Annotated in this window: 14 protein-coding genes and 3 tRNA genes; 2 read left to right on the forward strand and 15 right to left on the reverse strand. The window is 62.5% G+C overall.

The genetic code is table 11. The features are described 5' to 3' along the window. Positions 1-28 precede the first annotated feature (28 nt). The 9 genes from ACEPP2_RS11580 to ACEPP2_RS11620 form a co-directional block, all read right to left on the reverse strand. Positions 29-676: a hypothetical protein gene (locus ACEPP2_RS11580; RefSeq protein ID WP_395516695.1), complete on the reverse strand. Its 648-nt coding sequence runs from the start codon at positions 674-676 to the stop codon at positions 29-31. Between the two features lie 5 nt (positions 677-681). After that, complete coding sequence (nuoF, locus tag ACEPP2_RS11585) at positions 682-1,986, reverse strand: NADH-quinone oxidoreductase subunit NuoF (protein ID WP_077547170.1); 1,305 nt, start codon at positions 1,984-1,986, stop codon at positions 682-684. A gap of 87 nt (positions 1,987-2,073) precedes the next feature. Then, positions 2,074-3,021, reverse strand: coding sequence for an NADH-quinone oxidoreductase subunit NuoE (nuoE, locus tag ACEPP2_RS11590; protein ID WP_395516696.1), 948 nt, complete (start codon positions 3,019-3,021; stop codon positions 2,074-2,076). 73 nt (positions 3,022-3,094) lie between these two features. Continuing rightward, the gene (locus ACEPP2_RS11595) at positions 3,095-4,285 is read right to left on the reverse strand and encodes an NADH-quinone oxidoreductase subunit D (RefSeq protein ID WP_052637908.1); all 1,191 of its coding nucleotides are present in this window, start codon (positions 4,283-4,285) and stop codon (positions 3,095-3,097) included. Between the two features lie 78 nt (positions 4,286-4,363). After that, positions 4,364-4,966, reverse strand: a complete 603-nt coding sequence (locus tag ACEPP2_RS11600; protein WP_052637907.1) for an NADH-quinone oxidoreductase subunit C — start codon at positions 4,964-4,966, stop codon at positions 4,364-4,366. 16 nt (positions 4,967-4,982) lie between these two features. Then, entirely contained in the window at positions 4,983-5,564 is a 582-nt protein-coding gene (locus ACEPP2_RS11605) for a NuoB/complex I 20 kDa subunit family protein (RefSeq protein ID WP_052637906.1), read from the reverse strand. Next, a complete protein-coding gene (locus tag ACEPP2_RS11610) occupies positions 5,555-5,920 on the reverse strand; it encodes an NADH-quinone oxidoreductase subunit A (RefSeq protein ID WP_052637905.1) in 366 nt (121 codons plus the stop codon). Before ACEPP2_RS11610 ends, ACEPP2_RS11605 begins: the two co-directional genes overlap by 10 nt. A 449-nt stretch (positions 5,921-6,369) precedes the next feature. Continuing rightward, a tRNA-Asp gene (locus ACEPP2_RS11615) sits at positions 6,370-6,446 on the reverse strand. 61 nt (positions 6,447-6,507) lie between these two features. Next, positions 6,508-6,584 (reverse strand) — tRNA-Asp (locus tag ACEPP2_RS11620). A 258-nt stretch (positions 6,585-6,842) separates the two neighbouring features. Here ACEPP2_RS11620 and ACEPP2_RS11625 point away from each other — a divergent pair. Next, positions 6,843-6,918: transfer RNA gene (locus ACEPP2_RS11625), tRNA-Val, on the forward strand. Positions 6,919-6,969: 51 nt separating this feature from the next. Here the strand turns inward: ACEPP2_RS11625 and ACEPP2_RS11630 are convergent. The 3 genes from ACEPP2_RS11630 to ACEPP2_RS11640 are packed head-to-tail and all read right to left on the reverse strand — an operon-like array spanning position 6,970 to position 11,850. Beyond that, positions 6,970-7,164, reverse strand: a complete 195-nt coding sequence (locus ACEPP2_RS11630; RefSeq protein WP_395516697.1) for a hypothetical protein — start codon at positions 7,162-7,164, stop codon at positions 6,970-6,972. Positions 7,165-7,171: 7 nt separating this feature from the next. Beyond that, the gene (locus ACEPP2_RS11635) at positions 7,172-10,612 is read right to left on the reverse strand and encodes an ATP-binding protein (RefSeq protein ID WP_395516698.1); all 3,441 of its coding nucleotides are present in this window, start codon (positions 10,610-10,612) and stop codon (positions 7,172-7,174) included. After that, positions 10,612-11,850, reverse strand: a complete 1,239-nt coding sequence (locus ACEPP2_RS11640) for a metallophosphoesterase family protein (protein WP_395516699.1) — start codon at positions 11,848-11,850, stop codon at positions 10,612-10,614. The genes ACEPP2_RS11635 and ACEPP2_RS11640 overlap by 1 nt, the downstream gene beginning before the upstream one ends. Before the next feature lie 107 nt (positions 11,851-11,957). Between ACEPP2_RS11640 and ACEPP2_RS11645 the strand changes: the two genes are divergently transcribed. Next, the gene (locus tag ACEPP2_RS11645) at positions 11,958-12,944 is read left to right on the forward strand and encodes an aldo/keto reductase (protein ID WP_395516700.1); all 987 of its coding nucleotides are present in this window, start codon (positions 11,958-11,960) and stop codon (positions 12,942-12,944) included. Between the two features lie 70 nt (positions 12,945-13,014). Here the strand turns inward: ACEPP2_RS11645 and ACEPP2_RS11650 are convergent, their stop codons facing one another. From ACEPP2_RS11650 to lon, 3 genes are all read right to left on the reverse strand, one after another. Further along, a complete protein-coding gene (locus ACEPP2_RS11650) occupies positions 13,015-15,204 on the reverse strand; it encodes an esterase-like activity of phytase family protein (RefSeq protein WP_395516701.1) in 2,190 nt (729 codons plus the stop codon). A gap of 158 nt (positions 15,205-15,362) precedes the next feature. Continuing rightward, complete coding sequence (hupB, locus tag ACEPP2_RS11655) at positions 15,363-15,641, reverse strand: DNA-binding protein HupB (RefSeq protein ID WP_052637900.1); 279 nt, start codon at positions 15,639-15,641, stop codon at positions 15,363-15,365. 188 nt (positions 15,642-15,829) lie between these two features. Next, positions 15,830-18,250: an endopeptidase La gene (gene lon / locus ACEPP2_RS11660; RefSeq protein WP_395516702.1), complete on the reverse strand. Its 2,421-nt coding sequence runs from the start codon at positions 18,248-18,250 to the stop codon at positions 15,830-15,832. Positions 18,251-18,434: the final 184 nt, after the last annotated feature.

Raw genomic sequence — 18,434 nt, forward strand, 5'->3', positions numbered from 1 at the left:
CCCGCAGCCGTGGCCGGGGAAAAAATCCTTACTTCGCCAGCTTCCTGGCCTGGCCCACCCAATCATCCCGGCGGATGCGCCCGTCCAGCCCGAGCGCGTCATCGAACTTCGCGACATCAGCGTCCGTCCAGGCGGCGATCTGGCTGATGCTGCTGATACCCTGCCCGTTCAGAACCTTCTCAAGCTTAGGCCCGATACCGGCGATCTGCTTCAGGTCGTCAGCTGTCGTCACCTTGGGCTTGCGGACCGCCGACTTCTTAGTGCGGGCATCCGAAGCCGGCTTCGCCTCCCGCGTCTTTGCCAGTCGCTTGGCGGGCGATTTGACGGCCTCCCCCGCATCCGACCTCCGCTTCGAGATCGGCGTCTCCGCAGGTGCTGGTGCAGAAGCGGTAGCAGCTTGCTCCGGCTCCGGCTCCCGCGGAGCCTCGGCTGCGCGCTCCGGTGAGCCCGTCATCCGGTTCTGCGCCTCAAGCGCACCCTGAAGCGCACCAAAGAAGGCGCCGGCGAACTGCCCCGCAATGCTCATGCCAACCGCAGTCGCGGCGGCCATTGCCGCGGTCGACTGTGCCACCAGCGGATTGCCGGCCATGGCTTCGGCGAAATCAGCATAGGCGGAAGCCGTCGCCGGCTTTGCCGTCGTTGCTCCTTCCTGCTTTTCTTTCACCGGCTTAGCCACGTTTCTTACTCCGCTGCTTCCATGACGGCGCCATGCGCCATGGCGTTGTGCGTATAGCGATCGATGCGGGCCTCGATCTCCGGACGGAAGTTCCGGATCAGCCCCTGGATCGGCCAGGCGGCAGCGTCGCCAAGCGCGCAGATCGTATGACCTTCGATCTGCTTGGAGACCTGGAACAGCATGTCGATCTCGCGCTTCTGCGCATTGCCCTTCACCATGCGCTCCAGCACGCGCATCATCCAGCCGGTGCCTTCACGGCAGGGCGTGCACTGGCCGCAGCTTTCGTGCTTGAAGAAGGCAGCGATGCGCCAGATCGCCTTGATGATGTCGGTCGACTTGTCCATCACGATCATGCCGCCGGTGCCGAAGGAGGACTTCACCTCGCGCATGCCGTCGAAATCCATGATCGCATCGGCCATGTCCTCGCCGCGAACGACCGGACAGGAAGCCCCGCCCGGGATCACGCCAAGCAGGTTGTCCCAGCCGCCGCGGATACCGCCGCAATGGCGATCGATGATCTCCCGGAACGACAGGCCCATGGCCTCCTCGAAGGTGCAGGGCTTGTTGACGTGGCCGGAGACCATGAACAGCTTGGTGCCGACATTGTTCGGGCGACCAATGGAGGAGAACCAGCCGGCGCCGCGACGCAGGATGGTCGGAGCCACCGCGATCGATTCGACGTTGTTGACGGTAGTCGGGCAGCCGTAGAGCCCCATGTTCGCCGGGAATGGCGGCTTCAGGCGGGGCTGGCCCTTCTTGCCTTCGAGGCTCTCGAGCAGCGCCGTTTCCTCGCCGCAGATATAAGCGCCGGCGCCGTGATGAACGTAGATGTCCATGTCCCAGCCGTGCTTGTTGTTCTTGCCGAGAAGACCGGCATCATAACACTCGTCGATCGCCGCCTGCAGCGCCTCGCGCTCGCGGATGTACTCGCCGCGGACATAGATGTAGGCCACATGCGCGCCCATGGCGAAGCTCGCGATCACGCAGCCTTCGATCAGCGTATGCGGATCATGGCGCATGATGTCGCGGTCCTTGCAGGTGCCGGGCTCCGATTCGTCGGCATTGACCACGAGGTAATGCGGACGGCCGTCGGATTCCTTCGGCATGAAGGACCACTTCAGGCCGGTCGGGAAGCCGGCGCCACCGCGGCCACGCAGGCCGGAGGCCTTCATCTCCTCGATGATCCAGTCCCTGCCCTTTTCGAGGATCTGCTTGGTGCCATCCCAATGGCCACGGCCCATCGCCCCCTTCAGGGACTTGTCCTTGAGGCCGTAGATATTGGTAAAGATGCGATCCTGATCTTTTAGCATGATCTATTCCACCGGTCCGCCGACACCTGCCGGCCGTTGTTATGCATCGCGCGGCCCAGGCGAAGGCCGCACAAGAATTCGCATTCCTTAAGAAGCGTCGCCTTCCGGCGTCGTCTTCTTTCGTGTCCGCTTCGGTTTCGCGTCACCGGAAACCGTCCCCGGCTCCGGCGGCGCACCTTCGACGGCAGCGCCCGCGCGCTTCTTGTCCGGCTTCGGTGTCGATGCGGTTGCCGAAAGCGGCTGCTTCTCGGCCGCCTTCACACGCTTCTGCGATCCTTCCTTGTCCGTCAGCGGCGTCTTGATCGACGGATCGGCCTCTTCGGCCGTGTCCGTTGGGCGTGCGGCATCGGACGGAGGCACTGCTGCCGCAGACGCGGCTTCTGCCGGTTCCGGCTTGGGTTCGAGATCCTTCTGCACAGGCTTGATCTCCTCGGTCAGCGTCACCGGGCCTCCGACAGGAGCGGAGAACTGGCGATCGATCTGCGGGCCCGGCGTGATCTCGTGGGGCTTGCCTGCATGGAAACGGTCGATGATGTGCTCGAGCTGCGTCGGCGTCAGGTCCTCGTAGGCATCCTTGAAGATCATCACCATCGGAGCATTGACGCAGGCGCCCTGGCACTCGACCTCTTCCCAAGACAGCGTACCGTCCTCGTTGAGCTCGAAGGGTTCGGCATGGATCTTCGACTTGCAGACCTTGATGAGGTCTTCGGCGCCGCGCAGCATGCAGGGCGTGGTACCACAGACCTGCACATGTGCCCGCGTACCGACAGGCTTCAGCTGGAACTGCGTATAGAAGGTCGCCACTTCCAGGACCCTGATATAGGCCATTCCCAGCTTCTGGGCGACGTATTCGATCGCGGCCCGGGTCACCCAACCGTCCTGCTCCTGCGCCCGCATGAGAAGCGGGATCACGGCAGACTGCTGGCGGCCTTCCGGATACTTGCGGATGGTGGCCTCAGCCCAGGTAGCGTTCTCTTCATTGAAGGCGAACGTTGCGGGTTGCACATTGTCTTCGGCCAGTCGACGAACAGACATTCTTCTTACGCCTTATCAGTCTTGGAAGCGGGCTGCCGGAAAACGGCGCCCGTGATTGCGGTTGCGGAAGCCATCAGCGATCGACCTCGCCGAACACGATGTCGAGCGAGCCAAGGATCGCCGAGACGTCGGCCAACTGGTGACCACGGCACATGAAATCCATTGCCTGCAGATGGGCATAGCCCGGTGCCCGGATCTTCAGGCGATACGGCTTGTTCGTCCCGTCGGCGACGAGATAGACGCCAAACTCACCCTTCGGCGCCTCGACGGCCGCGTACACTTCGCCGGCCGGCACATGATAGCCTTCCGTGTAGAGCTTGAAGTGGTGGATCAGCGCTTCCATCGAACGCTTCATCTCGCCACGCTTGGGCGGCACGACCTTGCCGTCCAGCGACGACACGGGGCCAACCCGGGCGTCGCCCAAGAGACGGTTGACGCACTGCTTCATGATCTTCACCGACTCACGCATCTCGATCATGCGGATCAGGTAGCGATCGAAACAGTCGCCGTTCTTGCCGATCGGAATGTCGAAGTCCATGTCGGCGTAGCACTCGTAGGGCTGCGACTTACGCAGGTCCCAGGCGGCACCGGAGCCGCGGACCATGACGCCGGAGAAGCCCCAGGCCCAGCAGTCGTCAAGGCTGACGACGCCGATATCGACGTTGCGCTGCTTGAAGATACGGTTGCCGGTCAGCAGGTCGTCGATGTCGTCCAGCGTCCCGAGGAAGGGATCGCACCAGGCGCCGATATCCTCCACCAGTTCCGGCGGCAGGTCCTGATGAACGCCGCCGGGGCGGAAGTAGGCGGCATGCATGCGCGAACCGGAGGCGCGCTCGTAGAAGACCATCAGCTTCTCGCGCTCCTCGAATCCCCAGAGCGGCGGCGTCAGCGCGCCGACGTCCATCGCCTGCGTCGTGACGTTCAGCAGGTGCGACAGGATGCGGCCGATTTCGGAGTAGAGCACGCGGATCAGCTGGCCGCGGATCGGAACCTCGATACCGAGCAGCTTTTCGACCGCCAGACAGTAGGCGTGCTCCTGGTTCATCGGCGCGACGTAGTCGAGGCGATCGAAATAGGGCAGCGCCTGGAGATAGGTCTTTGTCTCGATCAGCTTCTCGGTGCCGCGATGCAGCAGCCCGATATGGGGATCGACGCGCTCGACGATTTCGCCGTCAAGCTCCAGCACCAGCCGAAGCACGCCGTGCGCCGCCGGATGCTGCGGTCCGAAGTTGATGTTGAAGTTGCGGACGTTGTGTTCGTTCATTCTGTCAGCTCCATGCCGAGCGGCCAAGCCGCAACGGGCGGAATGTAAAGCAGCAACCGGCGCCGAAACGCCGGTGGATCAGACCTTGGCCTTTTCGTCGCCCGGCAGGACGTAGTCGGTCCCTTCCCAGGGCGAGAGAAAATCAAAGCTCCGGAACTCCTGGCGCAGTTCCACCGGCTCGTAGACAACGCGCTTTGCAGCATCGTCGTAGCGAACCTCGACGAAGCCTGTCGTCGGGAAGTCCTTGCGCAACGGGTGACCCTCGAAGCCGTAGTCGGTCAGGATGCGGCGCAGGTCCGGGTGCCCGGTGAAGAGGATACCGTACATGTCCCAGGCTTCGCGCTCAAACCAGTCCGCGCCCGGATAGACGGCACAGGCCGAGGGCACCGGCTCGTCCTCGCCCACCATGACCGTAACGCGGATGCGCGTGTTCTGCCGCGGCGACAACATGTGGTAGACGACGTCGAACCGCTTCGCGCGCTGCGGCCAGTCAACGCCGCAAATGTCGATCAGGTTGACGAAGCCGCACTGCACGTCGTCGCGCAGGAAGGTGAGCAGGGCGACGATGTTCTCCGGCGCCGTCACCAGCGTCAGTTCACCATACTCGATCTTCGAGCTGGCGATGAACTCCGGATGGATTTCGGCGATGTAGGATGAAAGCTCTCTCAGGGCTTCGCTCATGTTCTCGTCCTTGCCCTCAGCGCTCGATCGTGCCGGTGCGGCGGATCTTCTTCTGCAGCAGAAGCACGCCGTAAAGCAGCGCCTCGGCCGTGGGGGGACAGCCGGGCACATAGATGTCCACCGGCACGACTCGGTCACAGCCCCGCACTACGGAATAGGAATAGTGGTAATAGCCGCCGCCATTGGCGCAGGACCCCATGGAGATGACGTAGCGGGGCTCCGGCATCTGATCGTAGACCTTGCGGAGTGCGGGCGCCATCTTGTTGGTCAGCGTGCCAGCGACGATCATCACGTCGGACTGGCGCGGTGAAGCGCGGGGCGCAAATCCAAAGCGCTCGGCATCGTAGCGCGGCATGGACATCTGCATCATCTCGACTGCGCAGCAGGCGAGACCGAAGGTCATCCACATGAGAGAGCCCGTCCGGGCCCAGGTGATCAGTTCGTCCGTAGAGGTGACGAGGAAGCCCTTGTCGGCGAGCTCGTTGTTGATCTCTCCGAAGAAGCGGTCATCGCTGCCGATCGGCTTGCCGGTGTTCGGATCGATGATGCCCTTGGGCTGCGGCGCGACCAGGGTGTTGCCAGTATCGACTACTCCCATTCCAGCGCTCCTTTCTTCCATTCATAAATGAAGCCGATCGTCAGGACGGCCAGAAACACCATCATCGACCAGAAGCCGAACCAGCCGATCTCACCGAAGGAAACCGCCCAGGGGAAGAGGAAGGCCACTTCGAGATCGAAGATGATGAACAGGATCGACACGAGGTAGAATCGGATGTCGAACTTCATGCGGGCGTCATCGAACGCATTGAAGCCGCATTCATAGGCTGAAAGCTTTTCGGAGTCGGGAGCCTTGTAGGCGACAGCGAAGGGGGCAATCAGCAGAGCCAGCCCGATCACGAGGGAGATTCCGATGAAGATTGCGATTGGAAGGTAGGAACTGAGGAGTTCACTCATATTAATCGATCCTGCTTGCCGGGAGCGCGGGACGGCGCTCTGTCAGCAATGCGCGGGCAAAGCGAGCGTGCATTGCAATCGGCCCGTGACTACCCCAGCCCACGCCTTGGCGCAAGACTTTTAGACTCGCGATTCCGTGCCGAAATGGCACAGGCGCAACTGCGCGCGCTCGACGCTCTTGACGAACAGCAAAGGTCGCCGCCAAGACGGTGAAAACCGGACGAAGAAACCGAAACATCTCAGCAAAACACAGGGTTCGTGCCGGCGAACCGGAACGGGTGGAGCGTTGGCGGGAGCCAGGGAATAATCGATCCTCAGCCGCGACGGATCGTACCCCCTACTTAAGTCGTTGGACATGTGCCGCAAGGGCGGCAAAGAAATATTTTAGGAGAAGCTAAATCGCTCCATACCTCAACGGCTTGAACAGCGAAAGTAGAGGGGAAGAGAAGTGGCGCGAGTGACGGGGCTCGAACCCGCGACCTCCGGCGTGACAGGCCGGCACTCTAACCGACTGAGCTACACCCGCGCATGATGCCTTGCGGCGATCCGACATTCCAAGGAATATCAGAAGAGTTCGAGGAAACGAATGGCGCGAGTGACGGGGCTCGAACCCGCGACCTCCGGCGTGACAGGCCGGCACTCTAACCAACTGAGCTACACCCGCGCATTTCGTAAGGGCCAAGACCCTTGCCGGAGCAGCCTCGACCGCCTCGGTTGAGCGGCTAACTAAGAGGTTCGCGAACAGGTGTCAAGCAAGTTTCAAGACAAAAGGATGAAGCTTCTCGCCTTTCTCCAGCCGGCGGCGCCCCACGGTCTTGGAAGGCCAAAAATTTTGAATTTTCGGCGAAAGGCTCTTGCGGTTTCTCGCCGATCCGCATAGATCACGCCCACCGACGCGGCGGACATGTTTCGCGACGCGAAAGGGCGATTAGCTCAGTTGGTAGAGCGCCTCGTTTACACCGAGGATGTCGGGAGTTCGAGTCTCTCATCGCCCACCATTCCCTCAGCCTGCACATCAAGAACGCTTCTGAAGCAGAGAATGATCTGCATCAGGTCGCTGGCACCTGTTCCAACTGAGAGCTGTCGGTGCCGATCATCATCCGGTTACCGCGCCAGTCGACTGTGCCACCGAGCCACCCACGCAGCCCTATTGCCGGCATCATGATGTCGCGGACCAGCATGGCTGGCAGGCTCCAGCGGGAGACGCACCCGTTCCTGGCGGGAGCCAGAACGAGTTCGGGCACGTGAGCCTCACAAGGCTACGAGATCGACGCCCTCTCCCAGTTCGCGGCGCGCTGCCTGCACCACGCTGTCATGGTGCGTGAAGAGAAGCGTCTGGTGCGTTTCGCTGGCGGCGGACAGCGTGCGGAGGGCCGCGGCGGTACGTTCGTCGTCGAAGGTCTGGAAGATGTCATCGAGAACGAGCGGTGCCGGCTCGTTGCGGCGGCAGTAGTCCTCCAGGAAGGCGAGACGAAGCGCGAGGTACAGCTGGTCACCCGTCCCTTCGCTGAGGCCCGATAGCGGCACCTGCTCGCCCGTCTGGCGCTCGACGGCAAGCTGCAGTTCGTCCTGCTCGTCGTAGAGCTGCAGAAGGCGCGAGAAACGACCGCCGGTCAAACTTGAAAACAGCTCCCCTGCCCGCTTCATCACCGGATCCGCCTGCCGCTCGCGATAACTCTCCATAGAGGAGGAGAGAAGGCTCGCGGCAAGCTTCAGCACGACCCAGCGGCGCGCAAGCTCCTTGGCCTCGGTTTCGGCCGCAAGCTTCCGGAAGACGGCGCGCTCGGCGCCCACGCCGGTTTCGAGTTCTCGGCGCCGGCGCTCATTGTCGGCCTTGGCAATGCCGAGCCCGTTCATACGCTCGATCAGTTGATCCTCCTCGCGTCCAAGACGCTCGATCTCGAGCACTGCCTCCACGCGATCGAAATCGGCCAGGGCGACGCGGATCTCATCCTCCGATGCTCCATCGGCATGCTCGGCGAAACGGTCACGGCATTGCCTGAGCGCGATTTGTAGGCGGTGGCGCTCGTGCAGATCCTCCAGCACCTGCGGGAAATCGGACACCTGGCGGCCCAGGTCCGTGGCCACCGCCGCAGCCTCGGTCGCAAGTTCCGCCTCCTCGGCTGCCAGCCGCACGAGGGAAAGTTCAAGCCGCTCCAACTGATCGGACAGCGATTCGCGCCGCTTGTTCTCGTTCGTTGCCTCCAGGACCCGCTCATGTAGCAGGCCGGCTGCAACATCGGCGGGAATGGCGGCAAGGTCGGGTGCGGCCGAGGCCACCAGCCTGCCGACTGATGTCTCGAAGGCCTCCATATCCCGCACCATCCCACGAACGCGCCGCTGGCGGTTCTCGCGTTCGGAGAGAAGTCCCGGCACCGTGCGCCATGCCTCCAGTGCGGCCAGTGCCATGGGCGGATCGGCATCCTCGGGCAGACCGACAGCAACGGCTGCGGCAGAGAACTTGCGCTGCCAGGCGCTCACGTCGCCCATCAACTCGCGTTCGCGCTTCTCGAGCCGGCCGATCGCCTCCTCTGCCATTGCCCGTTTCGTCTCGCTACTGCGACTGTCCAGCCATTCCTGGCCGATCTCCGACAACCTGCGCTCCAGCCCCCGGCCAAGCGCCACGGTCGGGAGGGCCACTGCTGCGAGCGCCACTGCATCCGCAATCGACAGGAGGGCCGGCCGCACCGCCTCCTCCCTCAGCCGCAACACCTCCATCTCGTCATGGAGAAGATCGATTTCGCGGAGTTGCCGGAAACAGTCCTCCAACGCCCGGCGCCAATCGATCATGCGTTCAGGCGCGGCTGGCTGGATACCCGACGCGCGGAAGGCATCCTCGTAGGCGGTCACGGCATCGGAGAGCATGATCTCGGCGAGGCGCAGCGCGTCACGTGCCTCCGCGAGTTCCCGTTCCAGTTCCCCTTGTCGCAGCGTCAACTGCGCATGCCGGGTGACCCGCTCGGCATCGACAAGAGCTGCATCGGCAAGCCGGTCCGCCTGCGCGATCCCGACTGCCAGGCTATCAAAGCTGGCCGCATCGGATGTCTTGCGGGCGATGCCGAACTGACGGTCGCGTTCGGCCCGGCTTGTCGCGATTTGCTCCCGGGAAACGACGGGTCCCGCGACTTCCAGCGCCGCCAGTTCGCGGCGGATTCGTGCGGCCTCTCCGTCGAGGGTGGCGAGACGTCCCTCGACCTCCTTCGCCTCGACCCGCGCCGTATCGAGCATGCGCCTGTGGGCGGAGATTTCAGCTGCATCGGGCAGCGGCGCGGAAGCAAGTGTCCGCAGGTCGGAGACAGCGGGATCGAGGCGCGCCGTGGCCGTGGCCAGGTCCGCTTCGACGCGGGCAAGCTTCACCTGCAGCGCCTCCAGTCGCTGGATTTCCACCAGATCCGGCCGCAGCGCAGCCAGTTGCTCAGCCCATGGCTTCGGATCAACGAGATGCGTCGCCCCTACCGCCTTTCGCATGTCCCGCAACGCGTCGTGATGCTCTTCCATCCGCTGCCGGGTATCCCGCAGCAGGCGGTCGAGGTCCGTCCCCTCGTCCAGCAGCGAACGCAGGCGTGCAAGCTCGGCATCGGGTGGCTGACGGCCTTCCAGGTCGGAAAGGGCAAGGCCGAGACGTCGGGCCGCATCCGCAAGCCGCTGGTCGTAGTCATCCGCCTCGCCCCGAACACGCGCAATGTCCTCACGCGCCTTGGCATACACGCCCTTGTCCGAGTAGGCCGACATGATGGCGGCCGACGCGGCAAGCAGCGCATCGTCGACATGGATGGCGGCGATCTCGTCGTGGAGCCGTGCAAGATCGCCTTCCCCGCGCCGGGTTGCCACCTCGTTCTCGCGCAAACGCTCGAGCAGCGAGGCGAGCCGCGGCTCGAGGTCCGCCGGCTGGTTGGCCAGCCATTCGTACTGCGCAATCTGCTCCCGCTCACGATCGATTTCGCGAATGATCGGGTCCAGCCGTTGCAGCATGCGCAAGTGCTCGAGCCGACGGATGTTCTCCTGCCGCGCTGTCAGCACACTGGCCAGCTCGGTCTCTAGGTCGTTCTGCTCCGCAACCAGCTTTTTCCAGTCGCCTGATTTCAGCTCATTCTCGCGCTCTGCCCGGCGCGCTTCTTCGTGGGCATCGAGCACCTGATAGAAGAGCCGGTCCTTGGATTTCCTAGGCGCATAGATACTATCGGCCTCGGCCTCCAGGCCTTTCCGCATGTCGGCCAGACCGGTGAGGCCGGAGGCGGCCGAGAAAAGCAGGTTGCCGATTTCGCCGCCGCTCTTCAGCATACTGTCGCCGCCGGCGCGCAGCGTCGACGAGTTCAAGCCGAAGGCGCGCTCGAAGACGTCGCGCGTCAGCGTCCCGAGAAAGGGCGCAAGCGCATCGTCGGCCAAGGCTTCCTCCGGATCGCTCGCGGCAAGAAGTGTTCCCTTGCGGCCTTTGCGTCGGCGGAACTCGAGGGATGCGCCCCCACGCGACGAAATCAGCGCGCCGATCCGAAGGCTGGCGGCGTCGCTCTTGAAGCCGTAGGGCGTCCGCTCCGGGAAACCGAACAGCAGGTCGGAAATTGCAGAGAGCGCGGACGACTTGCCCGCCTCGTTCGGCCCGTAGACGATGTGCAGCCGGGCATCCGGGCAAAAGACAAGACTGCGATCGGCAAGAGCGCCATAGCGGAGGATGTCCAGACGGTCGAAGCGCATCAGCGGGATCCTCCTGCCCGTGCGAGCAGAAGATCCCGCGCTTCGGCGAGCAGCGTTTCGGCGTCGTCGCCAAGCGCCACGTCCTGTGCGCCGAGGCCGCCGGGCAGCCGCGCCGCAATCTCGGCGATCCTTGCCTGAGCCTCCGCCAGCAGTTCAACCGGCAGCGTTTCGAGCGCAAGCAGGCCGTCCAGCCCAAGGGATTGCTGACCACCCACGCTCCCTGCCCCGCCGGCATCCTGAACCCGAACCTCGACCTTCTCCAGCCAGACATCCTCGTGGCAACGGTGGCAGGCAGCCTGCGCCTCGTCCCGGAAATCCTGCGCGCGGGCAAGCAGCTCGCGACGATAGCTGCTTCTGCCCGTCAGTCGGATACGCAGCGCCAGTGGTCGCCCCTCCATCACATCCGCAACGTTCTCCAGCGCCGTCTCGATGCGCCGGAGAATAGCCGGCAGGTCGTCCTCGGCTTCGACCAGTACCGACTTCTGCGCAAAGCGGGCGCTGTCGGTGATCATCCGCTCATGGGTGACCGTGCCGTCCTCCACGGAGACAAGGACCGCCCCCTTCGCCCCCTGCTCGCGAATCGAGCGCCCCTGGAGGTTGCCGGGAAAGATGATCGGAGGGTTTTCCGAGACGACCTCGTAGTCATGGACATGGCCTAGCGCCCAATAGTCGTAGCCGCGCGAGCGCAGGTCCTCGACCGAACAAGGGGCGTAAGGCGCATGCGGCTCACGCCCCGTCAGCGAGGTGTGGAGGACGCCGATGTTGAACCAACCTGGCTGCGGCGGCGGATAGCCCCGCGCGAGGTTCTCCGTCGCAGAGCGCTCCGCAAAGCCCTGTCCGTGCAGCGCGACCTTCAGGCGATTGAGCGTGAACGTGCCCGGCTTGTTGACGGGGAACTCGCGGACATTCTGCGGCAGCGTGATGGTCTTGGTGATGACGCTTTCCGCATCGTGGTTGCCCTTCAGCAGGAAGACAGGAATTCCCGCCCGATCGAGCCGCGCCAGCTCACGGTTGAAGAAGAGACCGATCTTGTTGTCCTTCCAGTCGCCGTCATAGACGTCGCCGGCAATCAGGAGAAAATCGACATTTCGGTCTATTGCCTGGTTTACCAAGGCCGTGAAGGCGCGACGGCTTGCCTCCATGAACATTTCGGCCACAGCGGCATCCTTCATCGCCAGCCCTTGGAATGGGCTGCCGAGATGCAGGTCGGCGGCATGGATGAAGGAGAAGGAGGACATCGAATCGCTTGCTTTTGTTGTGTGACCTGAGCAGGTGTTTTAGGCAAAGCGCAGGCATGGCGGAAGCATCCGCCGCACAGGCCTGTGGATAGGCATCGGAGGTAGACATGAGACAGCACGCATTCGGCCGCACATCGTTCACCGTCAGCGAAGTCGGGTTCGGCGCCTGGCAGATCGGCGGCTCCTGGGGCGATGTCAGCGAAGCCGATGGCCGGGCAGCACTTGAAGCAGCTCTCGATGCCGGCGTGACCTTCATCGACACGGCTGACGTCTATGGCGACGGACGCTCGGAGAAGATCATTTCAAGTGTTCTGAAGGCGCGCGGCGGCGAACGGCCGATGATCGCCACCAAGGCCGGCCGCCGGCTCGATCCGCACAATGCCGAGGGGTACACCAAGGCGAACCTCGAAGCCTTCATCGACCGCAGCCTATCGAACCTCGGCGTCGACAGCCTCGACCTGGTGCAGCTTCACTGCCCGCCGACGGAAGTCCTCTACCGGCCGGAGGTCTTCGGAGCGCTGGACGACCTGCGCCGGGCCGGCAAGATCAGGAACTACGGCGTTAGCGTGGAGAAGGTGGAGGAGGCGCTAAAGGCGATCGAGTATCCGGACGTCGTCAGCATCCAGATCATCTACAACATCTTCCGCCAGCGACCAGCCGACCTGTTTTTCAAGGAGGCAAAGCGAAAGGACGTCGCGGTCATCGTCCGCGTGCCGCTGGCGAGCGGCCTCTTGTCCGGCAAGATCACCAGGGACACGATATTCGCCAGTGACGACCATCGCCAGTTCAACCGTCATGGCGAGGCGTTTGATGTGGGCGAAACCTTTGCCGGAGTGCCCTTGGAAGTGGGCCTGCAGGCGGTGGAAGAGGTTCGGAAGCTGGTGCCGCAGGGCGCGTCCATGGCCGCTTTCGCGCTCAAGTGGATCCTGATGAACGAGGCCGTGACCGTCGTCATTCCAGGCGCCCGCAACGCGGAGCAAGCGCGCGCCAATGCAGCGGCCGCGGAGTTTGCAGCCATTTCGGATGACGTGATCACCGCAACAAAGGAAATCTATGCCCGGCTCATCGCGCCGCACGTTCACCAGCGCTGGTAGTTCAGCCGGGAGAATCGAGAACGGGAAAAGGCCGGGCGGCAAGCCCGGCCTTTTCTATTATTCGCGGCCTTTAGTTGATGGCATTGATGGTCACCGGGAAGAACAGCGTCTCACCCGAAGAATCGTCAACACCGTCATTGTCCGTCACGGCGAAAGCCTTGCCTGACTTGTCGAAAGCGAAGCCTTCAAGTTTGTCGACGACATATCCGTTGGTTGCAGACCTAAGGCCCGGAATGAAGTCATGGACTTCTTCCTTTGCAACCAGCGGCAACGCCTCGCCGAGCTTGGCCGGCTTCAGGTCGGCGATGGCGACGCGGTAGAGCTTCTTGAGCTTTGCCTTGTCGCCGATCAGGTTGTCGCGCTCGATGATGTAGACATGGTCGCCATGGGCGGTGATTTCGGACAGGCCGATCCAGCCTTCTTCCGTCTTCTCGAGCGGATAACGGACAGCGCCCCACTCCTTTGACGACGGCTTGTAGGAAAGCAGCTTGACGATGCCCTTCTCGTCGTCCTTCCATTCGCGCTGGACGACCATCCAGAGCGTCAGCTTGTCGCCCTCGCCGATCGTCGTGATCCCTTCCAGCCCGAACCGGGTCTGGCCTGCAAGCAATTCGACAGGCAAGGCAATCTCCACCTTGATCTCGCCCTTTGCATTGACGTTGTAGATGCCGTGGCCGACGAACTTGGCACTGTCACCCTCGGAAGCGAGCCAGAAGCCGCCCTTCCCGTCGAGCGCGATGCCTTCGATGTCCAGCTTCTGGGCCGGCTGGCCGCCACGCGTGATGCGGGTGACGCCCATGATCTCGGCGGGTTTCCTGCTGGCATCGATGGTGAAGATGGAAGGCTGCATGCCATAGAAGCTGTCGCTGACGGCATAGAGGATCCCGTCCTTCTCCGCATCGCCGACGAGACCGGAGAGCGCGCCCCAGCCGATGGGCGTGCCGTCGACGTCGTTGGACACGATGGTCGGGTATGCCTTCTCGGCTTCAGCCAGTTCGTAGATCATCACGTGCGAACGGGCACCGCCATCCTCGCCGAGATCAACCTCGTTGGCGGAGGCGACCAGGTTACGGGCCGGGATGGCGACAGCACCTTCCGGCGAGATGCCGGACGGCAGAAGCTGCACGAGTTCCGGTTCGCCGCCTGTATCCTTGTAGACCGCCATGAGGGAGGCACGTTCCAGCAGGACGAAGAAATACTGCTGGTCGCCGAACTTGGCCGCTTCCATGCCTTCGGGTTCTATGCCCTTGCTCTTGGCCCGCTTGTCCGGGAAATGGCCGATGCGTGCGACTTCGCGCTCCAGGGAGGCACCGGCGTCATAGAGCGCCTTGCCGGAGCGGTCGAAGATCGTGAAGCCACGCGAACCGCCTTTGTAGTCGCCCTCATTGGCGACGACCAGACGGTCTGTCCCCAACCACTTCACCGAATCCGGCTCACGCGGCACGCCATCGATCCTGCCGGTAAACTCCAGTGCACCGTCGCTCTTGGTATCGATGCCGTCGAGATCGACCGTGCCGGCGGTGAAGTGACCGCTGACCGTTGCCGTCTTGCTGTCGACGATGACGATGTGGTTGTTTTCCTGCAACGTTACGGCGATCTCACCGTCAGCATTGATGTTGACGAACTCCGGCTCCGGGTCTTCCGGGGCAACCGTCGCGAGCCCGGTGAGATCGACGCGCTTGATGCTGTCGCAGGCAGGGGTGCCGTCGTTCAGCGAGAGGATCAGCAGTTCGCCGGCCGGCAGTTGCGGTAATGCTCCGTCGTTCAATTCCTCGTCGCGCTGGTTTTCGATCGCGATTGCGGCGAAGGTTCCATCTGGAGAAACGACGACCGAGTCGGGCTGGCCGCCAAGATCGCAGGTGTTCTCCAGCTTTCTCGCAGCGACATCGACAACGCCAAGTTCGCCAGCAGGCTTCGTCATGTCCTCGGTGCGATCGATAGTGACCAGTACCTTCTCGCCAACCGCCGCCACCGAATTCGGCTCGCCGTCGATCGCGATGGAGCCGCCGGCCTTCGGCGACCTGGGGTCGGTAATGTCGATGAACCCGATCGTGCCGCCCGGCGCGTCGGAGTAGATGAGCGTGTTGCCGTCAGGGGTGGCGGTGATGATCTCCGAGGACGTCGCCTTGTCTTCACCCTCGCCGAGATTGCTGGCGACAGGGAAGGTTGCGATGCGATTGAAGAACGGCTCGGCTGCTGCTGGAAAAGCAGCGGAGGCGAACAAGGCCGCTGCGAGCGCGGCGGTCATGGAAATTTTCATGGGAAGCCCTCCTGTCCATGATGGAACAGGGGCGCTTTTGCGGCACCTGCATGACAGGCAGATGACAGGCGGAGCACCTTAGAAGCTTCTAAGAGAACCTTCGAAAAACGAAAAAGGCCCGGCAAGCCGGGCCTCGAGAATTCATGTGACGCAGCAGCTTACTTGCCGTTGACGGCGTCCTTCAGGCCCTTGCCGGCCGAGAACTTCGGCACGTTGCGGGCCGGGATGTCCACTTCGGCGCCCGTCGACGGGTTACGGCCCTTCGAGGCTTCGCGACGAGAAACGGAGAAGCTGCCGAAACCGGCCAGACGGATATCGCCGCCGTTCTTCAGTTCGGCCTGAACGGTGTCAAATACAGCGTCAACTGCCGAAGCTGCGTCAGCCTTGGAGAGGCCAGCCTTCTCGGCAACAGCCGTAACGAGCTCAGTCTTGTTCATGTTTCCACCCCTTTCAAATGGTATTGAAACGACTCAAGTTATCCGGCCCGACATTAAATACCCGTCAGGCCTTCGCAAGCCACAAGCCTCGCTATAGCCTGAAAAACAAGGGGCAACGCTTCATTTTCACCAAAAAAGCCGGCTGGAAGCCGGCTTTTTTCAGTAAGCGTGCCAATTTTGGCATAAGCCTAGTGGGCGATCGAAGTGCCGGTGTCGTCGACACCCTCTACTGTTGCGATCACCGGCGTCTCGATGGAACCATCCCATTCGATCGGCTCGGGCTTGCGAAGGAGCGCGTGCCCGATCACCTCGCCCATCCTGGAAACCGGGATGATCTCCATGTTGTTCTTCACGTTGTCCGGAATGTCGGCCAGGTCCTTGGCGTTCTCTTCCGGGATCAGAACCTTCTTGATGCCGCCACGAAGGGCTGCGAGCAGCTTCTCCTTGAGGCCGCCGATCGGCAGGACGCGTCCGCGCAGGGTAATCTCACCCGTCATGGCTACGTTCTTGTCGACCGGGATGCCAGTCATGATCGAGACGATCGCCGTCGCCATGGCAACACCGGCAGAAGGACCATCCTTGGGCGTCGCGCCTTCCGGCACGTGCACGTGGATGTCCGACTTGTCGAAGCGCGGCGGCTCGATGCCGAAATCGACAGCGCGGGAGCGGACATAGGATGCCGCAGCCGAGATCGATTCCTTCATCACGTCGCGGAGGTTGCCGGTCACCGTCATGCGGCCCTTGCCGGGCATCATCACGCCTTCGATCGTCAGCAACTCGCCGCCGACCTCGGTCCAAGCCAAGCCGGTCACGACACCGACCTGATCCTCGCGTTCGGCTTCACCGTGACGGAAGCGCGGTACACCCAGGTAATCATGGATGTTGGCCGCCGTGACGTCGACGGTCTTCGTCTTGCCCTTGATGATCTCGGTCACCGCCTTGCGGGCGAGTTTCATCAGTTCGCGTTCGAAGTTCCGTACGCCTGCTTCACGGGTGTACTGCTGGATCACAGCCATCAGCGCATCGTCGCTTACCGAGAACTCGTTCGGCTGCAACGCATGCTCCTTGATCGCCTTCGGCAGAAGGTGCCGCTTCGCGATCTCCAGCTTTTCCTCCTCGGTATAGCCGGCGATGCGGATGATCTCCATGCGGTCCATCAGCGGCGCCGGGATGTTCAGCGTGTTCGCCGTCGTGATGAACATCACGTCCGAAAGGTCGTATTCGACTTCCAGATAGTGGTCCATGAACGTCGAGTTCTGCGCCGGATCCAGCACCTCGAGCAGCGCGGACGACGGATCGCCGCGGTAGTCTTGGCCGAGCTTGTCGATCTCGTCGAGGAGGAAGAGCGGGTTCGACTTCTTAGCCTTCTTCATCGACTGGATGACCTTGCCGGGCATCGAGCCGATATAGGTGCGGCGGTGACCGCGGATCTCGGCTTCGTCACGGACGCCACCAAGCGCCATCCGGACGTATTCACGACCGGTTGCCTTGGCGATCGACTGAGCGAGCGAGGTCTTGCCGACGCCGGGAGGTCCGACGAGGCAGAGGATCGGGCCCTTGATCTTCGTGGCGCGCGCCTGAACCGCCAGGTACTCGACGATACGTTCCTTGACCTTCTCCAACCCGAAATGATCCTGCTCGAGGATCGTCTCGGCGTTGTTCAGGTCGGTCTTGATCTTCGACTTCTTGCTCCACGGGATCGAGAGCAGCCAATCGAGATAGTTGCGCACGACGGTGGCTTCCGCCGACATCGGGCTCATCTGGCGAAGCTTCTTCATTTCGGCATCCGCCTTCTCGCGGGCCTCCTTGGACAGCTTCGTCTTGGCGATGCGCTCTTCCAGTTCGGCCATCTCGTCACGGCCATCCTCGCCGTCGCCGAGTTCCTTCTGGATCGCCTTCATCTGTTCGTTGAGGTAGTACTCGCGCTGGGTCTTCTCCATCTGGCGCTTGACGCGCGAGCGGATGCGCTTTTCCACCTGCAGGACCGAAATCTCGCCTTCCATGAAGCCGAGCGCCTTTTCGAGACGACCCTTGACGCTGACCGTCTCGAGCATCTCCTGCTTCTCGGTGATCTTGATCGACAGGTGCGAGGCGACCGTGTCTGCCAGCTTCGAGTAGTCCTCGATCTGGCTAGCGGCGCCAACGACTTCCGGCGAAATCTTCTTGTTGAGCTTCACGTAATTCTCGAATTCGGAAACCACGGAGCGCGACAGCGCCTCGACCTCGACGGCATCTTCTTCCGGCTCGGCCAGGATGTCGGCCTTCGCCTCATAGAACTCCTCGCGGTCGGTATAGCTGTCGATCTTTGCGCGTGCGCGTCCTTCGACGAGCACCTTGACGGTCCCATCGGGGAGCTTCAGCAGTTGCAGGACATTGGCAACCGTGCCGATCTTGTAGATTGCCGAAGGCTCGGGATCATCGTCGCCGGCATTAATCTGCGTGACGAGCATGATCTGCTTGTCCGACCCCATTACTTCTTCCAGCGCGCGAATGGATTTTTCGCGACCCACGAAGAGCGGTACGATCATATGCGGGAAAACCACGATGTCGCGCAGGGGCAAGACCGGGAAGGTTTCGCCACCGGGAGCCAAAGACGTTGGATTCGTCATTCTTCTTCCTTTCATATCCCGTTGCCGGGATTCGTCCCCAGACCTGTTATCCGGGCCGTCCACTTGAGCCCAAAGTGGAGAGTGAGACTGTTGATTTCAAGCCTCGTTCACCGTTTGCCCCCTGCTGGCAAGGCACCGGGACAATGGAGACGCGGGTTACGCCGGACGCGGGAAACGCGGGAGC

The organism is Pseudorhizobium flavum, from assembly GCF_044142885.1.
Lineage (GTDB): Bacteria > Pseudomonadota > Alphaproteobacteria > Rhizobiales > Rhizobiaceae > Neorhizobium > Neorhizobium flavum.